This window comes from Hwanghaeella sp. 1Z406 (assembly GCF_048892425.1).
Classification (GTDB): domain Bacteria; phylum Pseudomonadota; class Alphaproteobacteria; order UBA8366; family Aestuariispiraceae; genus Pacificispira.
On sequence record NZ_JBLZHU010000001.1, the window covers coordinates 24738 to 42584 of the forward strand.

General features: G+C 55.2%; 16 protein-coding genes. 8 read left to right on the forward strand and 8 right to left on the reverse strand.

Features of this window, described 5'->3' with window-relative positions; all coding sequences use genetic code 11:
* Nucleotide 1 precedes the first annotated feature (1 nt).
* The 4 genes from ACOSDR_RS00135 to ACOSDR_RS00150 all read left to right on the forward strand — a co-directional run bounded on the left by ACOSDR_RS00135 (nt 2) and on the right by ACOSDR_RS00150 (nt 3712).
* Nucleotides 2-508: a FixH family protein gene (locus ACOSDR_RS00135; RefSeq protein WP_420730001.1), complete on the forward strand. Its 507-nt coding sequence runs from the start codon at nt 2-4 to the stop codon at nt 506-508.
* 80 nt (nt 509-588) lie between these two features.
* Nucleotides 589-2817: a heavy metal translocating P-type ATPase gene (locus tag ACOSDR_RS00140; protein WP_420730002.1), complete on the forward strand. Its 2229-nt coding sequence runs from the start codon at nt 589-591 to the stop codon at nt 2815-2817.
* Nucleotides 2814-2975, forward strand: coding sequence for a cbb3-type cytochrome oxidase assembly protein CcoS (gene ccoS, locus ACOSDR_RS00145; protein ID WP_420722885.1), 162 nt, complete (start codon nt 2814-2816; stop codon nt 2973-2975). The genes ACOSDR_RS00140 and ccoS overlap by 4 nt, the downstream gene beginning before the upstream one ends.
* Before the next feature lie 68 nt (nt 2976-3043).
* Entirely contained in the window at nt 3044-3712 is a 669-nt protein-coding gene (locus tag ACOSDR_RS00150) for a TetR/AcrR family transcriptional regulator (protein ID WP_420730003.1), read from the forward strand.
* Here ACOSDR_RS00150 and ACOSDR_RS00155 read toward each other — a convergent pair.
* Nucleotides 3696-4496 (reverse strand): phytanoyl-CoA dioxygenase family protein, encoded by an 801-nt coding sequence (locus tag ACOSDR_RS00155; RefSeq protein WP_420722887.1) that lies wholly within the window; start codon nt 4494-4496, stop codon nt 3696-3698. The genes ACOSDR_RS00150 and ACOSDR_RS00155 overlap by 17 nt on opposite strands.
* A gap of 295 nt (nt 4497-4791) precedes the next feature.
* Here ACOSDR_RS00155 and ACOSDR_RS00160 point away from each other — a divergent pair, with 295 nt between their 5' ends.
* The 4 genes from ACOSDR_RS00160 to ACOSDR_RS00175 all read left to right on the forward strand — a co-directional run bounded on the left by ACOSDR_RS00160 (nt 4792) and on the right by ACOSDR_RS00175 (nt 10357).
* Nucleotides 4792-6561, forward strand: a complete 1770-nt coding sequence (locus tag ACOSDR_RS00160; protein WP_420730004.1) for a cobalamin-dependent protein — start codon at nt 4792-4794, stop codon at nt 6559-6561.
* Complete coding sequence (locus ACOSDR_RS00165; RefSeq protein WP_420722889.1) at nt 6561-7325, forward strand: pyrroline-5-carboxylate reductase dimerization domain-containing protein; 765 nt, start codon at nt 6561-6563, stop codon at nt 7323-7325. The genes ACOSDR_RS00160 and ACOSDR_RS00165 overlap by 1 nt, the downstream gene beginning before the upstream one ends.
* A gap of 21 nt (nt 7326-7346) precedes the next feature.
* Entirely contained in the window at nt 7347-8075 is a 729-nt protein-coding gene (gene pxpA / locus ACOSDR_RS00170) for a 5-oxoprolinase subunit PxpA (protein ID WP_420730005.1), read from the forward strand.
* A gap of 206 nt (nt 8076-8281) precedes the next feature.
* On the forward strand, nt 8282-10357 hold the full coding sequence (locus ACOSDR_RS00175) for a DEAD/DEAH box helicase (RefSeq protein WP_420730006.1): 2076 nt from the start codon (nt 8282-8284) through the stop codon (nt 10355-10357).
* Nucleotides 10358-10372: 15 nt separating this feature from the next.
* On the opposite strand, the gene bktB is transcribed toward ACOSDR_RS00175, so the two are convergent.
* The 7 genes from bktB to ACOSDR_RS00210 form a co-directional block, all read right to left on the reverse strand.
* A complete protein-coding gene (bktB, locus tag ACOSDR_RS00180; RefSeq protein ID WP_420730007.1) occupies nt 10373-11557 on the reverse strand; it encodes a beta-ketothiolase BktB in 1185 nt (394 codons plus the stop codon).
* A 29-nt stretch (nt 11558-11586) separates the two neighbouring features.
* A complete protein-coding gene (locus ACOSDR_RS00185; RefSeq protein ID WP_420730008.1) occupies nt 11587-12357 on the reverse strand; it encodes an enoyl-CoA hydratase/isomerase family protein in 771 nt (256 codons plus the stop codon).
* A complete protein-coding gene (locus ACOSDR_RS00190) occupies nt 12354-12965 on the reverse strand; it encodes a 2-hydroxychromene-2-carboxylate isomerase (RefSeq protein ID WP_420722894.1) in 612 nt (203 codons plus the stop codon). The genes ACOSDR_RS00185 and ACOSDR_RS00190 overlap by 4 nt, the downstream gene beginning before the upstream one ends.
* A 10-nt stretch (nt 12966-12975) precedes the next feature.
* Nucleotides 12976-14583 (reverse strand): acyl-CoA carboxylase subunit beta, encoded by a 1608-nt coding sequence (locus ACOSDR_RS00195; RefSeq protein WP_420730475.1) that lies wholly within the window; start codon nt 14581-14583, stop codon nt 12976-12978.
* Nucleotides 14576-15070 carry an acetyl-CoA carboxylase biotin carboxyl carrier protein subunit gene (locus tag ACOSDR_RS00200; RefSeq protein ID WP_420722895.1) on the reverse strand — a complete coding sequence of 165 codons (495 nt, stop codon included), beginning with the start codon at nt 15068-15070 and terminating at the stop codon, nt 14576-14578. Before ACOSDR_RS00200 ends, ACOSDR_RS00195 begins: the two co-directional genes overlap by 8 nt.
* Nucleotides 15071-15074: 4 nt before the next feature.
* Nucleotides 15075-16565, reverse strand: coding sequence for an acetyl-CoA carboxylase biotin carboxylase subunit (locus ACOSDR_RS00205; RefSeq protein ID WP_420730009.1), 1491 nt, complete (start codon nt 16563-16565; stop codon nt 15075-15077).
* Between the two features lie 70 nt (nt 16566-16635).
* Nucleotides 16636-17811: an ABC transporter substrate-binding protein gene (locus ACOSDR_RS00210; RefSeq protein ID WP_420730010.1), complete on the reverse strand. Its 1176-nt coding sequence runs from the start codon at nt 17809-17811 to the stop codon at nt 16636-16638.
* Nucleotides 17812-17847: the final 36 nt, after the last annotated feature.

Here is a 17847-nt window from a genome sequence, read left to right on the forward strand (position 1 = left end):
AATGACGACACTGACCCTGAAATCGCGACACTTTACGGGTTGGCATATGCTGGGGGTGCTGGTGGTGTTCTTCGGTGTCACCATCATTGTGAATCTGACCCTGGCTTATTTTGCCAGTAACAGTTGGACCGGGTTGGTGGTTAAAAATTCCTATGTCGCCAGCCAGCATTTCAATGAGCATCTGGCCAACGAGAGAAAGCAAGCCAGCCTGGGGTGGTCAGATGAATTCACCTATAAAAACGGTATTCTGACCCTGCGATTGACCGACGCCGCTGGCACGCCGGTAAAAGCCGAAACAGTACATGTTGTTTTGCGTCGTCCGGTGGCGGAACAACAGGATCATGAGGTCCGTCTTGTGACCACGCCTGACGGTCAATTCACCCTAAGGCATGAATTGGCTTTGGGGGTTTGGGCGGCGGATGTGCGGGTCGAAATCCCGGGTCAGGCCGATTGGATGAAACGCTATCGCTTCACCGTCAAGAATACGGATGTCGGAGCATCGCAGTAATGAGTTGTTGTGTCCCTACGCAGATATCCCAACAAAGCCCATCGGGCAGGCCCGACGGCTACCCGTCCCGGGATGAGGTCTTGTTTGCCAGCACCAATGTCGGGGATGGCTTGCTGGAAACCCATATTTTCGTCCCCGAGATGCATTGTGGCGGTTGTCTGGCGGCCATTGAAAAGGCAATGGGGGCGCTGCCCTGTGTCAAACATGTCAGGGTCAATCTGTCGGCCAAACGGGTCGTTGTCCATTGGACGCGGCAGGATGCGGATCCTGATGCGGTTTTCGATGCGCTGGCAGGGCTGGGGTACCAGGCGCATTTGGATGACGGGTCGACGGCGCGCAAGGATAATACGCTCAGTCGGTTGTTGCTGTCCCTGGGCGTTGCTGGATTTGCTGCGGCCAATGTCATGTTGTTATCCGTCTCCATCTGGTCCGGGGCGGAAGGTCCGACCCGGGACATGTTTCACTGGATTTCGGCCCTGATCGCCATTCCAGCCGTTGGATATGCCGGTCAGCCCTTCTTTCGGCCAGCGCTGCGTGCACTAAAGGCCGGACATTTGACGATGGATGTTCCGATCTCTCTGGCCGTCATACTGGCACTGGGGATGAGTGTGTATGAGACTTCCAATCATGGCGAAAATGCCTATTTCGATGCGTCGATAACATTGCTGTTCTTCTTGTTGATCGGGCGTGTGCTGGACCATGTGATGCGTGAACGGGCGCGCGGTGCTGTTGCCAGTTTGGGGCGTATGGCACCCAGCGGCGCGACCGTGATCGCAGAGGATGGAAGCCGCGATTGGGTGCCATTGGATGCAGTGGTACCAGGCATGATCTTGTTTGTCGCCCCCGGTCAATACCTGCCGGTTGACGGTATCGTTGTCAGTGGGGACGGAGAGGTGGATTGTGCGATTGCGACCGGGGAAAGTGATCCAGTTGTCGCGAAACCAGGCAAAGCCTTTCCCGCCGGCGCCCTTGCGGTTGGGGCACCGGTTATCCTGCGGGCCACACGCCTTGCACGGCAATCCTTTCTGGCTGAAATGGTTTCTATGTTGGAAGCCGCGGAAAGCGCAAAGCCAAGGTTCCGGCGTATTTCCGACAGAGCTGCGGCGATTTATGCACCCACCGTGCATCTGGCCGCCTTGCTGACATTCATCGGCTGGGTCATTGCAACGGGTGACTGGCATCACGCTATCTTTACAGCCATTGCCGTGCTGATCATTACCTGCCCTTGCGCCTTGGGCCTTGCTGTGCCGATTGTGCAGGTCGTCGCCGCCGGTCGGTTGGCGCGTCAGGGAATTTTGCTCAGCGACGGGTCGGCCCTGGAGAAAATGGCACAGGTCGATAAGGTTCTGTTCGATAAGACCGGCACGTTGACAACGGGGAACCCGGCCCTTCGCCAGGCAGAGCGCCATAATCCTAAAGTACTGCGCCGTGCAGGATCTTTGGCAATGGTCAGTCGGCATCCTTACTCACGGGCTTTGGTGGCGGCCTGCGAAGACCTGTCGTTGGTTGTGGAACAGGAACCGTGGGAAAGCGTGCGGGAAGAACCAGGCAAAGGCATAGAAGCGGAATGCGATGGCAGCCGTTATCGTCTGGGGAAGGCATCCTGGGCCTTGAAGGACAGAATGGACGACGGTCAGGACAGCGTTGTATTCAGCCGCGATGGATGCGCCCTGGATCTGTACTATTTCGATGAAACAATCCGGGACGGTGCGGTGGAAACCGTCGCTTGGCTGCGCGACCGGGGTTTCGCGCCAGAAGTGATGTCTGGTGACTCTGCTGCCAAGGTGGCGCTTATTGCCGACACTCTGGATATTTCTCAGGCTCAGGCGGGGATGAGCCCCGCCGACAAGATTGAGCGGATTCAAGCACTGCAATCACACGGGTATCATGTGTTGATGGTGGGCGATGGCATCAATGACGCACCGGCGCTGAATGCGGCCGACGCATCCATTGCGCCCTCTACGGCATCAGATGTCGGGCGGCGTGCATCTGGATTTGTCTTTCTGTCCAACAGCCTGGATGCGGTGCGGATGGCGATTACAATTTCGCGCCAGGCCCGCACATTGATTTATCAGAATTTTGGACTGGCGGTGGTGTACAATCTGATCGCGGTTCCGGTGGCTGTTGCCGGATTTGCCACGCCGTTGGTTGCCGCGATTGCGATGTCGGCCTCTTCCTGTCTGGTGATCGCCAATGCATTGCGCCTGAATCTGCCATCAGTGCGCGGTAAATCCCCCCGCGAAGTGTCTGTCGGACATCCTCACCCAGGGGCGCGTGTTTCCACTGAGATTGCGGGAGAGGTCGGTTGAGCATCCTTGTGATCCTGATACCTGCCGCTTTGGTGCTGGGCCTGATCGGCCTTCTGGCATTCCTGTGGTCCCTGAAATCCGGTCAATATACTGATCTGGATGGTGATGCATGGCGGGCCCTGAATGAAGAGCCGGATGAAGAAAGCACACGCCGTTAACTCCGCGCCACTCATGGTATCGGTGCGGTTGGTTCATCTTGAGTCACGTGATGATGGAGGACACAGGAATGGCACAGGTTAAGAAAGCAATCGTACGGGACGCCATTATGCGGGCCGCTTTTGATCTGTTCTCTCAAAAGGATTATGCTGCGACGTCGCTTGTGGATATTGCCCGTGAAGCGGGCGTTTCTCCCGCCAGCCTGTATGTTTATTTCCCCTCAAAGCTAAATCTGTTCTGGGCGGTTCTGCAGCCTTGGCTGGTTGCACAAATGGATAAGCTGGAAAGGGAAACCCAGAAAATCACAGATCCCAGAAGCAAGCTGGAACATATTCTATACGCATTATGGGGGAACATTCCCGCGGCCAACTTTAATCTTGCCGCGAATTTTGTGCATGGCGTCGCGATGTCTTCGCCGGGCGATGTCGAAAGCCAGAATGCGGCTTTATATCTGGAAGATCGACTGAATGATATGCTGCAGGATTGTATTCCCGCAGATCGCCGCGCCTTGTTGGGACGCAATACAGAATTTTCCCAATTTGTCATTTTGACATTCGACGGCTTGATTGTAACCAATCGCCTTCGGCGTTCCCAAAAGCAATTGGATGATCTGGTCAGGATTGCCTGCATGATGGCGTTGGGGGCCCCTGAGGAGGCCGGGATATTGGTAAAGCGCCAGACATTTCCCGGTTATGACGCCAAGACCTGTAACGCCGTGGGAATCAGTGACCGATACTGAAGTTATTGTTTGCCTTATCGGTACCGCTGACCAGATACAGCGGACGAACGCCATATCCCTGGGCGGGATGCTTCTTACCGGTTTCTGCGCCCAGCGCATGATCATAAAAGCTGGTTGCAGGCATTAGGCGCACGATAAAGGCTGCGCGGCGCTTATCTGTGGTGTTGGGTTTCGATCCATGGATCATATACACATCATGAAATGAAACCTGCCCGGCGCGCAGCAATAATGGCTCTGCTGTGGCAACGTCATAGTGTTCAGGGTCACATGTCAGGTTGATGGTTTTGTTCTCGCCCTCAATCCAGGAATGGCTATAGAGCTTGTGGGCCTTGTGAGAGCCGGGAATGAATTCCATCGGGCCATTTTCCGGGGTTACATCGTCCAGGGGAATCCAGACGGTCAAAACCTCAAGGGGTTTGATGGGATAGTATTCCCCGTCCTGATGCCATGGGGTTTCCTTGCCGCTGAATGCCGGCTTACCAAAGATTGTTGTACCCCACAGGATGATATCGTCACCGATCAACTGTTGCGCAATTTTGATCAATTCTGGATGGGTGGCAAATTCCAACCACTTCTTGGATCCGACAACCCCCATAGATCCGCCATTGGTTTGGTGCGGGGCCATCATGATATCTGACTTTAGATGACTGTTGCGCTCCAAAAGTGTGGCATATTCCTGGCGCATGTCCGCGATCAGGGACTGGGGCAGTTCCCATTTCGGCACAATCCATCCCTTTTCCTGAAATTGTGCCAGTTCTTTGTCGGATAGGATGGATTGGCTCACGATGGGATCTCCGATTTTGCTGTCGGTTGGGATACTTAATATCTGAATGTTAGGCAGTCCGGCCCCGAATTGCCAAGGTTTCCGTCCCAATGATCTCTTGTTTTTACCCTCAAAGGAACAGGGGGGATGGGCACAAGTGCTGCGACGGTGGTTACAGATGACGCCTGGCGCGTCTCAATGTAATCAAGGGGGAGCGAAATTGGGGGAAGGTCATTTGCACTGTCAGAACCGGGCCCCTATTGTTGGCGTGTTTCAGGGCTGACCGCCAAAACAGCATGGGTGCATGGGGCGCACAATGACATCATTTCATCGCGATAAGATTTTACCAGAGACACGTCTGCCCTGTTTCAAAGACGTGGTGGCCGAAGGGCAGGCCCACGCCGCATCTGTCACAATCGGCGACTCTGCCTTTCTGAAAGAACAGGGTGTCGGGTGTGAAGCTGATTTCAAGCAACGCGAGGCAGGCCAGGGTCGGATCATGCAGCATGCCCAAATCGGCTATCGCAGCCTGCAGCGCAGCATTGAAGCGGCACGAACAATCCATCACGATGTCGCGGCCGCAGGATTCCGGGTGGATCGCTATGGAATATGCCTGGACTGGTCCATGGGCTATCCAAAGGATCAGCGCGCCGGGCGACCAAAGGGAACCGGTTTGATCCTGCATGACAGCGATGATTTCGCACAGCTGGCCAATGCCGCACCGGTGGCGCCGCATTTTGGGGATTTCGTCATCGGCATGCCCTCAGCGCTGGAAAATACGGTGGCGGCCTTGCGCGTTGGATCGACCTCAATCGGTAATTTGGGCCAGTATTTCACCTTTGAATTGCCCGGCTGGCATGACGATGTGGCGACAACCCGTGCCACCGTTGCTGCAATCGCGCTGGCGGCGGCCCAGCCACAACCGGTGCTTATTCATTCCAATATCGATGATGGCTTTGCTGCGCGGTTCAGTGACTTGGCCTCTGCCCTGGGCGCGGTGATGCTGGAAATATATATCGTTGATGATTTGTTGGGGGGGCATGCCAGTCATTGCTATGGGCATACCTTTTCCGGCCCGCTGGCCCGGTTTGCCTTTCAGCGTGCGCTGGGTCGTGTTTCCCGATCACCAGGCACCATGGTCTATGGGAATACGACGGGTTTTGGGGAGAATGAAGCGGCCAATTACGCGGCCTTAGGTGCCTATCTGATGGTGGATATTCAGGCGCAATTGGCGGGCCCGACCGGTCATGCGATCAACCCGGTTCCGATTACAGAGGCAATGCGAATTCCCGATATAGAAGAAGTCGTCGCGGCACAAATTTTCTGTGGTCAAATGATCCGCCGGTCACAGGGGATGGAAAGCCTGATTGATGTGACACAGGCGGATTTGCTGGCGGACCGGATGATTGAAGGGGCGGAGCGGTTTAAGGATGCTGTGCTGACCGGATTGGATCAGGCGGGCATCAATATCAAGGACCCGTTCGAGCTTTTTCTATCGCTGCGTCGCATCGGGGCCAAGCGGTTGGAACAGGCATTCGGGCCGGGCAGGGAAGATATCTCCGCACCAAACGGCCATGTTCCGATACAACCATCCCCCGTCCTGAAAGAGATTTCCGATCGGGCCGCACAAGCCTTGTCCGGCTTGTCTGATGCAGACCGGGCCTGTTTTGCAACATCGGGTCTGCGGGTGGTGACCGCCACCACCGATGTCCATGAATATGGCAAACGCCTTCTGGAGGAAGTCTTCTCGGAACTGGGCATAGAGACCATCGATGGAGAGGTCAGCACCGATCCGGATCAATTGGCAGAAGCTGCCCGGGGCAGCGACGCCATATTCCTGAGTACGTATAACGGTGTGGCACTCAGTTTTATGCGGTCTCTTAAGGCCGAACTCGCCGCAAGGGATTTGTATATCCCTGTTTTTGTGGGGGGAAAACTCAATGAAGTCCCGGCAGACTCCAACACCAATCTTCCGGTTGATGTCAGCGGTGAAATCGCAGCTGAGGGGGCGTTTGTCTGTCGGTCTATTGAGGACCTTTACGGCCCCCTGTCCGAACTGGCCGCAGCGATAAGAGGGAGAGAGTGATGATTCGCGTGGGTATAATCGGAGTTGGTTATTTGGGGGAATGTCTGGCGGAAGGATTGGCCGCCACCCAGACGCCAACAATCCTGTCGCCGCGCAATGCACAGCGGGTCGCTGGATTAGCGGAGCGTTTTGGCTGTGATGTCGCCGCCAGCAACCAGGAAGTTGTTGAAGGATCTGACCTGGTATTTCTGGCCACCCGCCCGGGGGATATCGCCACCAGCGCACAGGGATTGCCCTGGCGCGAGGGACAGCGTGTCGTTTCCATTGCAGCAGGTATCAGCCTGAAGTCTTTCCAACCCGCCGTCGCGCCGGCGATGGCGGTGCGCGCGATGCCCATCGCCGCCAGCCGGATTTGTCACAGCCCAACAGCCTTTTTCCCTGATGATCCAATGGTTGCCGATATCTTTAACCGCATTGGCACTGCGCATCCTTTTGACGATGAATCACAATTTGGGACGGCCAGTATCTTCGGGGCCTATTACGCCCTGTCCTATGCCTTTATTGGGGAGGCATCGGGTTGGGCGGAACGCCAGGGGTTGCAACCTGTTGCCGCCCGGCAGCTTGCCGCCCGAATGGTTCAGGCCGCCGCCGCTGTTATCATCGACAGCAGCGAACGCCCCCCGCGTGACCTGTTGGATGATCTGATGACACCGGGTGGCATCACCGAAGAAGGATTACGGGTACTGGAGGAAAAACAGGCAATTTCCAGTTGGTCCGACGCGCTGGACGCCAGCCTGAAACAGGCGCTTTCTATTGATCGGTAATGTTTTGGGGAGATCAAATTTATGTCTGTGGAAATCAATTGTGACATGGGGGAGAGTTTCGGCCTCTACAAAATGGGGGATGACGAAGGGGTTATGCCCTTCATCTCCCAAGCCAATGTTGCCTGTGGGTTTCATGGCTCTGATCCCAATCATATGCGCCGCACGGTGGACCTTGCACAGCGGCATGGTGTGAAAGTTGGCGCGCATGTCTCTTTGCCGGATCTGGCGGGATTTGGGCGACGCGAAATGAAGATTGATCGCGAAGAGATGGCAAACATCATCCTGTATCAGATCGGCGCGCTGAAGGGCTTCCTGGATCAGGCAGGCATGCCCCTGTCCCATATAAAGCCCCATGGTGCCTTATACGGTATGGCCGCGCGGATGGAGCATATTGCCCACGCCGTTGCGGATGCTGCGGATGTGTACAAGGTGCCGGTGCTCGGTCTTGCCAATACACTGCATGAAACCGTCTATGGCGCGCGGGGGCTTGAATTCCAGGCCGAATTCTTTGCCGACCTGGACTATGATGATGACGGGCGGCTGTTGATCACGCGGGAACACCACGCGGTTGATCCTGCAGTCGCGGCTAAGCGCGTAGTCGATGCGGCGATCAGTGGAACAACGACCTCAGTCAATGGCGTTTCCTTGCAGGTTCGGGCGGAAACCGTCTGTATCCATTCTGATACGCCAAATGCCGTCGAAATCGCCAGGGCCGTTCAAGAGGCGGTGGCCGCGCTTAAGGCTGCGTGATCTGCGGCATATAACGCCACCCTGTTTTGCGACGTCAAAAGCCTGGTGCAATTCGCGGCGGATTGTTGTGGTGCTTTACGCCGGGCCTGACACGCCGTACAAGACCGCTGATCAGGGCAGTTCGGTCATGCCCTGGATTGCGCAGTTGCGCGCATCCTTAACGGTAATGCAGATGTTGGACCGACCAACACACTGAAAGAGATATAATGATAGGGTTCGAAAGCGTCGTTCCGATGCTGGCACAGGCGTTGACGAAGCGCGGTTATGAAACACTGACCCCGGTCCAGAACGCGGTGCTGGCCCCAGCTCTTGTGGGGGCGGATGCGCTGGTTTCAGCGCAAACCGGTTCGGGCAAGACAATCGCTTTCGGAATGGCGATGGCGGGTGACCTGCTGGAGGGCGCGGATCGTTTCGCGCGTGCATCGACGCCTTTAGCGCTGATCGTCGCGCCAACCCGTGAATTGGCACTACAGGTCAAACGTGAACTGCAATGGCTGTACGAAATGACTGGCGCGGCCTTCGCGTCCTGCGTTGGGGGAATGGATATGCGCGACGAGCGTCGCGCGCTGCAGAACGGTGCCCATATCGTCGTGGGCACGCCGGGTCGTCTGCGCGACCATATAGAACGCGGCTCCTTCAATCCATCCGGGCTGAAAGCTGTGGTCCTGGATGAGGCGGATGAAATGCTGGATCTGGGTTTTCGGGACGATCTGGAATTCATACTGGATTCGGCGTCAAAGGACAGACGCACTTTGATGTTTTCCGCGACCGTGCCGAAATCCATTGAGACATTGGCCAAGCGCTATCAGCGCGATGCTGTCCGGGTCAATGTTGTTTCGGAACAGAAACAGCATCTGGACATCGACTATCGCGCCCTGATGGTCGCGCCAAAGGACCAGGAAAACGCCATCATCAATGTGCTGCGCTTTTTTGATGCCAAGAATGCCCTGGTTTTTTGTGCTACCCGCGCGGCGGTCAATCATCTGACCAGCCGTTTCAATAATCGGGGCTTTGCCGTCGTCGCCCTGTCGGGGGAGCTGAGCCAGAATGAGCGATCCCATGCGTTGCAGGCAATGCGCGATGGCCGCGCCCGGGTCTGTGTCGCAACCGACGTTGCCGCCCGGGGGATTGATCTGCCCAATCTGGAACTGGTCATTCATGCTGACATTCCTAAGACCAGTGAGACCCTTTTGCATCGAAGCGGCCGCACCGGTCGGGCCGGGCGCAAGGGTGTTTGCGCGCTGATCGTGCCCCAGAATGCGCGCCGACGGGCAGAGCGGCTGTTGGACAATGCGTCGATCAAGGCCACCTGGGAAACACCGCCGACCGCGGATGATGTCATTGCGCGGGATCGCGAACGCTTGTTGTCGGACTCCTCCTTGACCGAAGTCTTGAGCGAAAGCGAAGCGCAATTCGCCCAGGAATTATTGGCCAGACACAGTCCGGAACAGATTGCCGGTGCTTTTATACGCCAGCAGCTTTCAACCATGGCCGCCCCTGAAGAATTGCAGGATGTCGCCCCCGTGCCAGAGCAGAACCGAAAGCAACGGGATGACTTCAAAGATGGGATTTGGTTTTCACTCTCAGTCGGGCGAGAACAATCGGCAGAGCCGCGCTGGCTGTTGCCGCTGTTATGCCGGGCGGGCAATCTGACCAAGGCAGATATTGGCCCGATCCGTATCCAACCCCGGATCACCTATGTAGAATTAGCCCCCCATTGCGTTGATCAGTTTCTGCGTGGCCTGGGTCCGAACGGGACATTGGAAAAGTCGATATCAGTGATCCGCTTGGAAGGTGCGCCGCCGATGCAAAATGCCCCGGGTCGTGGATTAGGCCGGGGATCAGACCAGGGATCAGGCCAGGGATCAGATCGCGGATCAGATCGCGGATCAGATCGGGGATCATCCCGCCCGGCACGATCGCCGCGCAAACAATCCGGCGTATCGTCGTCCTCTGCGATGACATCCAGACCAACGCCCCCTGGCTCGACGTCCCCTGTCGCGCCGCGATCTGTTCCTCCTGCACAGGGTCATGTGAAGCCCCTGGGGGCGCCGCCGCACCAGGAAAAGGCCCGGCACGCACCACCCAAGGACTCCCCCGACCACGCCCCGCAGGATCGCAAGTCGGAAAAATCCGATAACAAGCGCCCTTGGAGCAAAACGCCGAAAAAGCTGAAGGGCAAAATGTTCAAACCCAAACCCGCCAGAGCGATGGATAAAAAGCAGGAAAAATCCCATCCCGCCGCCGCACACAGCCCGTTGAAACGGAAACAGAAACCCTGATAGTTCGGAAACGCTCTAGGCCAGCGATTCAACTGCCATGGCGATGCCTTGACCACCGCCAATGCACATTGTGATCAGCCCCAGTTTTTTTCCAGTGCGGCGCAATTCGTACACTGTTTTGACGGTCAGAATAGCGCCTGTCGCCCCGACGGGATGACCCAGTGCAATGGCCCCGCCATTGGGGTTCAGCTTTTCAGGGTCGAATCCCAACTCATTGGCCACCGCACAGGCCTGTGCGGCAAAAGCCTCGTTGGATTCAATAACATCAAAATCCTCAATCTTTAGGCCGGTTCGCTCCAATAGGCGTCGGACGGCCGGCACCGGGCCAATGCCCATGCGTGTTGGATCAACACCGGCATGCGCATATCCAACAATACGCGCCAGGGGGGTGCGACCGGCTTTCTGGGCGGCTGTTTCCGACATCAGCACCAGGGCGGCGGCCCCGTCATTGATACCTGACGCATTGCCTGCCGTAACCGATCCATCCTTTTGAAAAACCGGACGCAGGCTTGCCATTCCGTCCAGCGTTGCATCCCGGCGGGGATGTTCATCCGTGTCGAAGGAGACGGTTTCGCGCCGTGATTTCACTTCAATCGGGATGATCTGGTCTTTGAAAAAGCCCTTGTCGATGGCGTTGATGGCCCGACGATGGCTTTCTACGGCTATCTTATCCTGGGTTTCACGGTTGATCCCCTTATCTTTTGCAACATTTTCTGCTGTCACCCCCATATGCGCCCCATCGAAAGGGTCGCTTAAAACGCCAATCAGCATGTCGGTGAAGGCAAGGTCCCCCATTTTATGGCCGGTTCGGATAGATCGTGTGGCATGGGGGGATCGGCTCATCGATTCCGCGCCCCCGACCAGCATTGTCGATGCATCGCCCAGCATAATCGATTGGGCGCCGCTGATGATAGCCTGCAGTCCAGAGCCACACAGGCGGTTCAAGGTCAGGGCAGGGGTATCCAGTTTCACCCCGGCTGCGATGGAAACCGCGCGGGACAGATACATGTCGCGCGGTTCGGTATGGATGATGTTCCCAAAGACAGCTTGATCGATCTCTTCGGCATCTACGCCGCTGCGGTCAATCGCGGCCTTTGCCGCCGCTGCCCCCAGTTCGATGGGTGGGATGCTGCTCAGGCTGCCATCGAACGACCCGATTGCTGTGCGGGCGCCGCTTAAGATTACAACTGATTCTGCCATGATGGCCTCCATTTGGTTAGGGTCGTCGGTTATTGGCTTTTGCCACCTTTGACGAAGCGGGAAATGGCTGCAACCATTTCTGGGGAGCCCCCAAGCTCGCCCTGATAATCTCGCTCCAGGTCCAACTGCGCAGCCAGGCCGGTTTCACAGGCGGTATTGACCAATTGTTTGGTTCTTTTGATGGCGTTTGGGGCCAGTCGGGCAATTCTGGTCGCAGCTTCCTGAACCTTTGCATCCAACATGTCAGCGGGATGTACCTGCCAGACAAGCCCCCATGTCAGGGCGTCTTGTGCTGATATCTTCTCGCCCAACAACATTGCGGCCATTGCGCGTGTGCGTCCTGCCGCTGCGGGGAAGAAGAATGTGTTGCCGCCATCGGGCACCAGGGCAATCTGTGAAAAGGGCTCCAGGAAATATGCATCCTGACTGGCGATGACGATGTCACAGGCCAGCGCAATGCCGACCGATACACCGGCGCAGGGACCATTGACCCGTGATATGATCAGCAATCGGCTGCGCCTCAGGGCCAAGATCAGTGGATTGAAATGATCCTCCAGTACCGTGTACAAATCACAGCCCGTATCCAAATCCACGGTGGAGAGGTCATAGCCTGTGCCAAAGGCCCGCCCATTTCCGGTCAGAATGACAACTTTGACTCCAGCGCTTTGTTCCAGGGAATGCAGCGCGTCGATCAATTCATCTGCGGTCTGATCACGCAGGGCATTCAGTTTCTCTGGTCGGTTTACGCAGATCGTGGCGATGGCGCCGTCAATCTCTACGGTTAGATCTTGATAGGTCATGGGTTCCCCGCTTGTTGTTGTGCCAGGCGCCACTTTAGTTGTGGCATCCGGTCTGCGCCAAAAAAATTCTCGCCCTTGAAAATGAAAAAGGGTACTCCCCAAACCTCTAGCTCGATGGCACGCTGATTTGCTCTGATCAGAGAATCTTTAGAGTTCTGCGCGGATAGCAAGGTCTGTGCTTCTTGCGCCTGGATGTTTAAATCCGCACATAATTCGATCAACACTGCAGCGTCACTGATATCAAGACCTGAAGCAAAATGGGCCTTAAACGCCATTACGGCAAAATCGGTTTCCAGACCAGGATGGGATTGTCGTATCCCATAGAATAACCGTGCAGCGATATGGGTTGATTTTCCAAAAGTCCGGGGAAAAGTGAAAGGCACGCCATAAAATGCAGCGGACCGTTCCATGTCTTTGCGGATATAGGCGGCCTTAGGGCCGTCTTCCATCGGTGGGGTCATCCCAAAATGCTTGCGCGCCGTCCACAGGAGAATGGGGTGCCAGACAAATGTGCAATCATGCGCCGCTCCCAACCCGATAACCTCGTTCAGGCAGCAATATGTATAGGGTGATCCAAAATCAAAATAGAAGTCGACCGTCTTTGCCATTGTGCATTCTCTAAAAACGGAACACGCCATAGCCCGTATCGGCCAATGGGGCATTTAATGCGCTGGTGATCGCCATACCAAGGGCGTTTCGCGTGTCGACCGGGTCGATAATGCCATCGTCCCAGATTTGTGACGTTGAATAATACGCAGATAATTGCTCCGAATAGGCGGCGCGGGTGGTTTTGCGTAATTCTTCGATCACCGCTTCATCAATTTCTTCCCCATTGCGGCGCATCTGGGCAATTTTGACATCTGCCAATGTGTTGGTTGCCTGTTCTCCCCCCATTACGCCAATCTGATGATTAGGCCAGGTGAACAGGAATCGCGCGTCAAAGGCCCGCCCGCACATGCCATAGTTTCCAGCGCCAAAAGACCCATTGCACATCACAGTGAATTTGGGCACGTGGGAACAGGATTGCGCCATGATCATTTTTGCGCCGTCTTTCGTAATGCCCAATCGTTCATATTCTTTTCCGATCATATAGCCGGTGATATTCTGCAGATAGACAAGCGGCGTGTTGTTCTGATTGCACAATTCCATGAAATGCGCCCCTTTCAGGGCGGAATCATTGAACAGAACACCGTTATTGCCCAGAATACCAACCTTCCAGCCCCAGATATTGGCGTAACCACAAATCAAAGTCGTGCCATAATCCGGTTGATATTCGTGGAACCTGCTGCCGTCGACGATGCGGGCGATCACCTCGCGTATGTCAAAGCCCTTCTTAATGTCATCGGGCAGAATGCCGTATAACTCAGTGGGATCATAATACGGTTCGACCGGCTCTTCCCGCTGACAGTCCCATTTCTTTGGATGTTCCCATTGCGCGACGATTTCCCGTCCAATGGCGATGGCTTCGTCTTCTGTTTCTGCGCGATAGTCGCAGGTGCCGCTGATTGAGGTGTGCATCGCAGCTCCCCCTAATTCCTCAACGCCAACTTCTTCACCCGTTGCGGCCTTGACCAGCGGGGGACCGCCCAGAAACACTGCGCCTGTGCCCTGAACAATGACATTATAGTCGGATAGGGCGGGAATATACGCCCCACCCGCCGTGCATTGACCAAAGACCAGAGACAATTGCTTGATCCCCAGCTTGGACAACTGGCACTGATTTCTAAAAATGCGACCCGCCATATGACGGTCGGGGAAGACTTCGGACTGCAGTGGCAGAAATCCACCGGCGGAGTCGCACAGATGAATGACAGGGCTATGGTTTTCCAGGGCAATATCCAGACAGCGGATGATTTTCTTAACTGATAATGGATACCATGCCCCCCCCTTTACGGAGGAATCATCAGCATGAATAAGAACTTCCCGACCAGAAACGATCCCCAGTCCCGTAATGATGCTGGCACCGGGAGCCTCCCCGTCATAGTCCATATTTCCCGCGAGGCTGGACAATTCCAGAAAGGGGGTGCCGGGATCTAACAATCTCTCGACACGTTCTCTGGGCAGCATTTTTCCCTGACGGGCCAGACGGTTCAAATCCCGTTCCGGGCGCGTGTATCGTGCCGTATTCTGTTTCTCGCGAAAGGTCTCGACCAGTTTGGTATTATGGGCATACCGCGTGCGGAATTCGGGGCTGGAGGTATTGATCGCCGATTGAATCCTACGCATCATCTGTCTCCATCATGGCGATCACCTCATCTTTCTCGAACGTCTCTCCTACTGATTTAAGGATATTGGCCAGGATGCCATCGCGGGGAGCTACCAAATTTGTTTGCAATTTCATACTCTCAATCGTCAGAACTGTTTCGCCGCGCGCGACAATGGCGCCCGGTTTCTTTTCCAGGTTGATGACAACACCAGGCATGGGCGCGCGGATTGCATCTGTTCCTGCCGCTTCAGCTTTGGCGGCATCCCTGGGATCAATGAATTCCACAATCCAGTTTCGACCGTTTAGATGCAGGTGGACCGTATTGCCGTCGCGGGCCTGTTGATAGGAAATCGTCTCTCCATCAAGTTCAATGGTGCGGTCGGATCCTATGCCGTTGCGCTCTGTCAAGGCATGGTCGCGCCCGTCCACGTTAACAGTCAGGCCGGGGCGCAACTGTTTCAGGTTCAGCTCGTGGTCGGTTTCAAATAACTTCAGCTTTAATGTCATGGGATCAATTCCTCCACGCGCCCATCGCGGCATAGGGGTCCGGTGCCTCAAAAGCGAGTCTTCTGAACTCTCGGAAGGTCAAGGCGGCGGCCAGCAGAACCTTTGCCGTCGTTGCCGCATCATGGTCCGGCTCGTCCAGGGACTTTTTATGCTCGACGATAAAGTCTGTATGGAGACGTGCCTTGGCAAAGGCAGGATGTGCAATAATGCGCGCCAGATAATTGATGTTCGTTTCGACCCCCAGCAGAACCGTTTTAGACAAAGCCTGTTGCATCGCCGCAGTTGCAGCCGTCCGGTCATGACCATGAACAACCAGCTTTGCCAGCATGGAATCGAAATTCAATGTAACATCCTGGCCTTCCAGCAAACCATTCTCGAACCGGATGGCTTCACCTGTCGGGATGTTGATTTTCAACAGGCGCCCCGTTGCTGGCATGAAATCGCGCTCAGGCACTTCTGCACAAATCCGGCATTCAATGGCACTGCCATTTACAACGATTGCTTCCTGGGGAATTGATATTGGTTGCCCCGCGGCAATTTTGATTTGCAATTCAACCAGATCCAGCCCTGTCACCATCTCAGTTACAGGATGTTCGACCTGCAATCTGGTGTTCATTTCCAGAAAATAAAATGTGTTGTCGGGCGCCAGGATGAATTCAACGGTACCGGCATTCAGATACTTTGCCGCTTTTGTCAGTCGAACCGCCGCTGCGCAGATTTCCTGCCGCAGGCCCTCAGGCAGGTTGGCCGCTGGCGCTTCCTCCACAATCTTCTGGAAGCGGCGCTGAATGGAACATTCGCGCTCATAAAGATGAATGGCGTTTCCTGCGCCGTCGCCAAAAACCTGTACTTCGATATGACGTGGGCGCTCAATATAGCGTTCTGCATAGATCGCGCTGTTGGCGAAATAGCGTTGCGCCTCATTCATGGCTGTCTTTGCCAACGATGCCAGTGTTTCGCGATTGCGCACAATACTCATGCCCTTACCGCCCCCGCCGGCAGATGCCTTGATCAGCAGCGGGAAACCTATTTCACAGGCGGCCGCAACAAAGTGGTCAAGGTCGTCGCCGGCTTGTACAGAAGGGGCAATTGGTACGTCATGCTTGCGGGCAAATTCCCGCGACCGAATTTTATCCCCCATTAAATCGATGGCATCCGGCGTCGGGCCGATAAAGGCCAGGCCTGCTGTTATGACGTGTCGGGCAAAGCCGCTGTTTTCCGATAAGAATCCATAGCCTGGGTGAATGGCCTGCGCTTCGGCTGTCTGGGCTGCCTGTATGATCTGCGCCCCATCCAGATAGGCAGAGACAGGCGTATCGCCAAATATTTCAATGGCTTCATCGGCCATTTGGACAAAGCGGCTGCGGCGTTCGCTTGCATGATAAACTGCGACGGATATGATTCCGAGACGACGGAGGGTTTCCATGATCCGGCACGCAATTTCACCCCGATTTGCGATCAGGACCTTTGCAAAATAAGGGGTATCACTCGCCATACTAAAGGCTCCAAAATATCAGAAAAGAAATGGCGATGGGCACAGCTTTCGCGGCCCATCGCCATAGACCTTAAAACTGTTCGAACTCAGTCACCGGGGTCACCGTGCCGGCTTCTGGATCGACCTTCAAAACGCGTACCGCCGTTGCAGAGATATGACGGTCCGGTGTGAATGTCAGGGGTAGGGTGATCCCTGCAGTATCGAAGGGTTCCCCGGATGTCATTTTATCAACTGCACAGGCACGCGTCGGCTCGTCACCGCAACGACGAATTGCCTCAATCATGATTTTAGCAGCAACATATCCTGTCAGAGAATAGCGGTTCAGGGCACCTTGTTCCTCTTCTGTCAGATGTGCCTTGGCCATTTCCATAAAATGCGCCGATCCTTCTGAGCCCATGGGGGAGATGTAATCTCCGCTGTAATAGGTGTAACCGGATGGGGCCGACAGCTTCATGATTGGTGGCAAAGTTGCGGTTGGGACAGTAGAGATCCGCAGATCCATTTTAAATTTACTGGCTTCTTTCAACATGGCAGGAATTTCTGTGGTGACGCCGCCGGCAATCAAAACATTAACGCCGTTTGATCGTGTTCGCAGGATCTCCGCCCCGAAGTCTTTCTGACCACGCTTATAGCGGATTGGTTCTGCAGCATCCGCCCCGAATGCATCGATTGCGCGGGTAAAGGCCTCTTCCAATTGATTGCCAAAGTCATCATCCTGACGAATGATTCCGTATTTTGCTTTCTCGGGGCTGTCATTGTCATGAATGTATTTTAGTTGTGCGAATAACAGGTCCTGATAGGACGCTCCGATCATAAAAATGCTTGGTTTGATCGGATCGATAGAAGCTTTAACGGGAGAGAATGATACGATCGCTGGAATGCTTTCATCTTCCAGAATTGGCAGGATCGCCGTCGTGCCAGCCCCCGCACCGGTGCCGATCAAACCAAACAGGCCCTCATCCATCAGTTTGCGCAGCCCCTGAACGGTGCGGGCGGGAACATATCCGTCATCTTCTGTTTTGATCACAATATTCCGGCCGTTTATGCCGCCATTGGCATTGATTTCCGCAGCGGCGACGACTGTGCCAAAATGCGCTGCACGACCAACAAGTGCGGCTGAACTGGTCATTGGCAGGACGTTGCCAATGACAATTTCAGTTTTCGTAACGCCTTCTTCCGCTGATACAGGGGAAAGCGGCATCAGCAATGTAAGAGCGCATAAAGCGCCAAACCTTAATCTACGCATCAGTTTTTCCTCCTCTGGTGTGAAGACCCTCATTTT

Excerpts from the sequence above, each read along its gene's own strand:
- ACOSDR_RS00135 (WP_420730001.1), top strand. The coding sequence starts at position 2 with ATGACGACACTGACCCTGAAATCGCGACACTTTACGGGTTGGCATATG.
- ACOSDR_RS00150 (WP_420730003.1), top strand. The coding sequence starts at position 3,044 with ATGGCACAGGTTAAGAAAGCAATCGTACGGGACGCCATTATGCGGGCC.
- ACOSDR_RS00160 (WP_420730004.1), top strand. The coding sequence starts at position 4,792 with ATGACATCATTTCATCGCGATAAGATTTTACCAGAGACACGTCTGCCC.
- ACOSDR_RS00165 (WP_420722889.1), top strand. The coding sequence starts at position 6,561 with ATGATTCGCGTGGGTATAATCGGAGTTGGTTATTTGGGGGAATGTCTG.
- pxpA (WP_420730005.1), top strand. The coding sequence starts at position 7,347 with ATGTCTGTGGAAATCAATTGTGACATGGGGGAGAGTTTCGGCCTCTAC.
- ACOSDR_RS00175 (WP_420730006.1), top strand. The coding sequence starts at position 8,282 with ATGATAGGGTTCGAAAGCGTCGTTCCGATGCTGGCACAGGCGTTGACG.
- bktB (WP_420730007.1), bottom strand. The coding sequence starts at position 11,557 with ATGGCAGAATCAGTTGTAATCTTAAGCGGCGCCCGCACAGCAATCGGG.
- ACOSDR_RS00185 (WP_420730008.1), bottom strand. The coding sequence starts at position 12,357 with ATGACCTATCAAGATCTAACCGTAGAGATTGACGGCGCCATCGCCACG.
- ACOSDR_RS00190 (WP_420722894.1), bottom strand. The coding sequence starts at position 12,965 with ATGGCAAAGACGGTCGACTTCTATTTTGATTTTGGATCACCCTATACA.
- ACOSDR_RS00195 (WP_420730475.1), bottom strand. The coding sequence starts at position 14,583 with ATGCGTAGGATTCAATCGGCGATCAATACCTCCAGCCCCGAATTCCGC.
- ACOSDR_RS00200 (WP_420722895.1), bottom strand. The coding sequence starts at position 15,070 with ATGACATTAAAGCTGAAGTTATTTGAAACCGACCACGAGCTGAACCTG.
- ACOSDR_RS00205 (WP_420730009.1), bottom strand. The coding sequence starts at position 16,565 with ATGGCGAGTGATACCCCTTATTTTGCAAAGGTCCTGATCGCAAATCGG.
- ACOSDR_RS00210 (WP_420730010.1), bottom strand. The coding sequence starts at position 17,811 with ATGCGTAGATTAAGGTTTGGCGCTTTATGCGCTCTTACATTGCTGATG.